This window comes from Agromyces binzhouensis (genome assembly GCF_004135055.1).
GTDB classification, from domain to species: Bacteria; Actinomycetota; Actinomycetes; order Actinomycetales; family Microbacteriaceae; genus Agromyces; species Agromyces binzhouensis.
In genome coordinates this window covers 1-3,527 of the sequence record NZ_SDPL01000337.1, presented here as the reverse complement: position 1 = coordinate 3,527, position 3,527 = coordinate 1, and the positions used below count along the sequence as shown (strand labels likewise).

Sequence of the window (3,527 nt, the reverse complement as noted above, 5' to 3'; positions counted from 1 at the left end):
CGATCTCGCGCGCGAGCAGGCCGCGGCTCGGCACGACGACGGTCGCGGTGCCGACGACGGCGACGTCGGCGACGGATGCCGCGGGCACGAGTTCGCCCGCCCGCACCGTCCGCGTCACGACGAGCCCGTCGTCCGGGACGTCTCCCGGCACGAGGTAGCCGTCGACGAGGTCGCCGAGTCGCACCCGCTCGACCCGGAGGTCGGACGGCGAGACGCGGGAACCCGCGGTCAGCGTCACGGGTGCCACGAGCACCCGGGTCGTGTCGTCGAGCGACTCGACCACGGCCCAGACGCCGACGGTCGACCCCGCGACGAGCACGAGCCCGAGGAGCAGCCGCGGATCGATCCGCCGCCGCTCGCGGGCCGGCCGCGTCGGACGTTCCGGCATCACTGCTCCTCCCCTGGTCGCACACCCGGTCGGCGACCGCCACCCATCGTCGCCGGAGTCCGGGAGGACGCCGTGAAGTTATCCACACGACACCCGGCCGAAGCGGCACGCGCCGATACTTGAGTGATGGTCCACCACGCTGCGGGCGAGCCGCTCGGCCGCTTCCTCACCATCGCCGACACGGCGGAGGTGCTCGCGGTCGACGTCGAGGCCGTGCACGAGCTCGTCATGTCGGGCGAGCTTCCGGCCATCCGCATCGGCGACCGCGGCCCGTGGCGCGTCGAGCGCTCGCAGCTCGAGGTGTTCATCGAGATGCGCTACGAGTCCACCCGACGCGAGGTCGCCTGGAACGAGGGCGAGTTCGCCAACGTGATCGAGTTCGCCGGAGTCCGTCCGGGCGGGCTGCGCCCGGTGGACTGAGGAGCATCAGGTCGCGTCGGCCGCCACGACGGCGGTGATCCGCTCGAACGGGACCAGGCGGTAGCCGCGGACCTCGCGCTCGCGGCGCGGAACGCCCGGCTCGTGCAACGCGACGTCGAGGTGGTCGGCGGCGACGCGGTCGATCGTGCCGTGAACGCTGCCGTCGCGCGTTCGCACCTCGACGCCGGCGCGACGCCGGCCGAGGTCGCGCAGCGCGAAGGCCAGGCCGATGCGCTCGATGAGCCCGCCTGGCGCCGCCTGCGGGGCGAGGCTCTCCTCCACCTGCCGGCGGCTCGCGGACACGGCTGCGATCGCCGCGACCGGGACGACGCACTGCGCGTCGGGGCGACCGGCGGGGACGCCGCCGATCCAGTCCCGACCGAAGGCCGTGGGCCGCAGCTGCATCGACGTCGCGTCGACGAGTTCGAACCGGATCGCCCCCTCGTCGGCACCCGCCATCGCCGCGATCCGCTCCCGCAGCCCGAGACGACCGATGCGCGCGCGCTCCGACTCGATCGCGAGCGACCGCGCCTCCTCGAGGCGATCGCGGTCGAGCTGCGACTCGAGATCGTCGAACAGCCGGTCCCATCGCATGCGCCGACGCTACCTCCGCTCGTCGCCCGTCGACGCGGTTGTCCACAGGCGACCATTTCCCTTGACACCCGCACGCCGGCGCCCCTACCGTTCGATCTAGACCACCCGAACACCCCCGAAGAGGGGGCACGTCGCGGCGGACCCCCCGCCGACCGCCCCGCCCTACTGGAGCCGTCATGACCGCACGCCAGATCGGCGCGCCTCGCAGCGCCGCGATCCACGGGACGAGTGCCCGCCGCCTCGACCTCGACGACTACTTCGCCCGGCAGCGGGCGGGGCGCGCCGAGCTGCCCGACCCCGAGCCGGTCCTCCGGAACCTCACGCACTGCGTGATCGAGGTGCTCGCAGGCGCGCGCGACCTCGAGCAGCTCGCGCGATGGGTCACCGACGACGTGTACCGCAACCTCTCCAAGCGCGTCGTCCTCGCCGCGCGGGCACGCCGCGTGAAGGGGCTCGTGCCCCAGCGCCCCGCCTTCACCGTCGGCCGCGTGCACTTCGGCGAACCTGCCGACGGCATCGTCGAAGCCGTCGTCATGGTGCATCAGCGCGCGAGGTCCCGCGCCGTCGCGATCCGGCTGGAGGGTCTCGACCAGCGCTGGCGGGCGAGCGTCATCAGCGTGCTGTGATCGGTTCGGTCCCCGCCGCGGCGACCTGATCCGATCGGCGACCCGATCCAATATGCTCAGGCGATGGAGCCCAGCTCGACGCCGACGAGCCGCATTCCTCGCCTGGTCGCGGCCGTGGCATCCGCCGGCTTCTCGATCGACGACGACGACGATCGCCGCATGGAGAAGTCGGTCCTGACCTTCACCGCCGTGTTCACGGCCGCCGTCGTGACGCCGTGGGCGATGTTCTACTACGCGATCGGCCGCCCGGTCGCGGCCGGCATCCCGTCGTTCTACGTGCTCATGACGGTCGTCGGGCTCCTCGTGCTCCGGCGGACGCACGACGATCGGTGGTTGCGCGCATCGCAGCTCGTGATGTTCCTGCTCCTGCCCCCGCTCGTGCACGTGGCCCTCGGCGGGTTCGTGCAGAGCAGCGCCGTCATCCTCTTCTCGCTCGCGGCGCCCATCGGGGCCCTCTCGTTCACGCGCGCATCGCGACCCTGGATCGTGTTCGCCGTGTTCACGGCCATCGTGGTGGCTCTCGTCCCGCTGGAGCCGATGCTCCGCGGCCTGGTGCCGCCGCTCGACGCGACCGTGATCACGGTCTTCTTCGCGGTGAACATCGTCTCGATCTCGACCATCATGTTCGTCGCGATGGCCTCCTACGTGAATTCGCGCGATCGGCTGGCTGCCGCGCTGGCCGACGAACGCGACCGCACCGACCGGCTCCTCCGCAACGTGCTGCCCGACGCGATCGCCGACCGGCTGATCGCCGGCGAGCGGCCGATCGCCGATCGCTACGAACGCCTCGGGGTCCTCATCGCCGACATCGTCGACTTCACGAGCCTGTCGGAGTCGGTGTCCGCCGACGACCTCGTGCACGACCTCAACGACGTGCTCCGCGAGTTCGACGAGCTCGCCTCGCGGCTCGGGGTGACCAAGGTCAAGACGATCGGCGACGCCTACCTCGCGATCAGCGGCGGGCCGTCCGGCGCGACGGACCTGTCGGCGCTCGCAGACCTCGCGCTCGGTCTCCGGGAGATCGCGGCCGCGCACGCCATCGGTGGGCGCGCGGGCATCCGCCTGCGTATCGGGATCGACGTCGGACCCGCGGTCGCGGGCGTCATCGGCGACTCGCGCTTCCTCTGGGACGTGTACGGCTCGACCGTGAACACCGCGAGCCGCATGCAGTCGACGGCGCCCGCGGGCACGATCCAGTTGAGCGATCGCGTCGCAGCCGACCTCGGGCCCGGCTACCTCGTCACCGAACGCGGCATCGTCGAGGTCAAGGGCCTGGGGCCGGTGCACACCTCGTTCCTCGACGGTCGGGGCGAATCCGGCTGAGCGCGCCGCGGGGTGGTGGCCGCAGCTCGCCGGAACACGCAGACGGCCCGGGTCTCCCCGGGCCGTCCGAACGCGTTCGCGGGTCAGCGACCCTTGCGCTCCTGCGCGCGCCGCTCCTGGCGGTTCATCGGGCCCGCGTCGCCCTCCTGCCGCTGGCCGAACGCGCCCTCGGCGGG

At 72.6% G+C, this 3,527-nt stretch carries 5 protein-coding genes; 3 read left to right on the top strand and 2 right to left on the bottom strand.

The window, feature by feature from the left end:
- Positions 1–388 (bottom strand): SAF domain-containing protein (locus ESO86_RS13710; protein ID WP_165307841.1); only part of this gene is annotated, 388 nt, incomplete at its 3' end.
- A gap of 126 nt (positions 389–514) precedes the next feature.
- On the opposite strand from ESO86_RS13710, the gene ESO86_RS13705 reads away from it, so the two are divergent.
- Complete coding sequence (locus ESO86_RS13705; RefSeq protein WP_129235512.1) at positions 515–808, top strand: helix-turn-helix domain-containing protein; 294 nt, start codon at positions 515–517, stop codon at positions 806–808.
- Between the two features lie 6 nt (positions 809–814).
- On the opposite strand, the gene ESO86_RS13700 is transcribed toward ESO86_RS13705, so the two are convergent.
- The gene (locus ESO86_RS13700; protein ID WP_129235511.1) at positions 815–1,402 is read right to left on the bottom strand and encodes a hypothetical protein; all 588 of its coding nucleotides are present in this window, start codon (positions 1,400–1,402) and stop codon (positions 815–817) included.
- A gap of 176 nt (positions 1,403–1,578) precedes the next feature.
- On the opposite strand from ESO86_RS13700, the gene ESO86_RS13695 reads away from it, so the two are divergent.
- Together ESO86_RS13695 and ESO86_RS13690 are read left to right on the top strand one after the other, a co-directional pair.
- Positions 1,579–2,028, top strand: coding sequence for an Rv3235 family protein (locus ESO86_RS13695; RefSeq protein WP_129235510.1), 450 nt, complete (start codon positions 1,579–1,581; stop codon positions 2,026–2,028).
- A 63-nt stretch (positions 2,029–2,091) separates the two neighbouring features.
- Positions 2,092–3,351 carry an adenylate/guanylate cyclase domain-containing protein gene (locus tag ESO86_RS13690; protein WP_129235509.1) on the top strand — a complete coding sequence of 420 codons (1,260 nt, stop codon included), beginning with the start codon at positions 2,092–2,094 and terminating at the stop codon, positions 3,349–3,351.
- Positions 3,352–3,527: the final 176 nt, after the last annotated feature.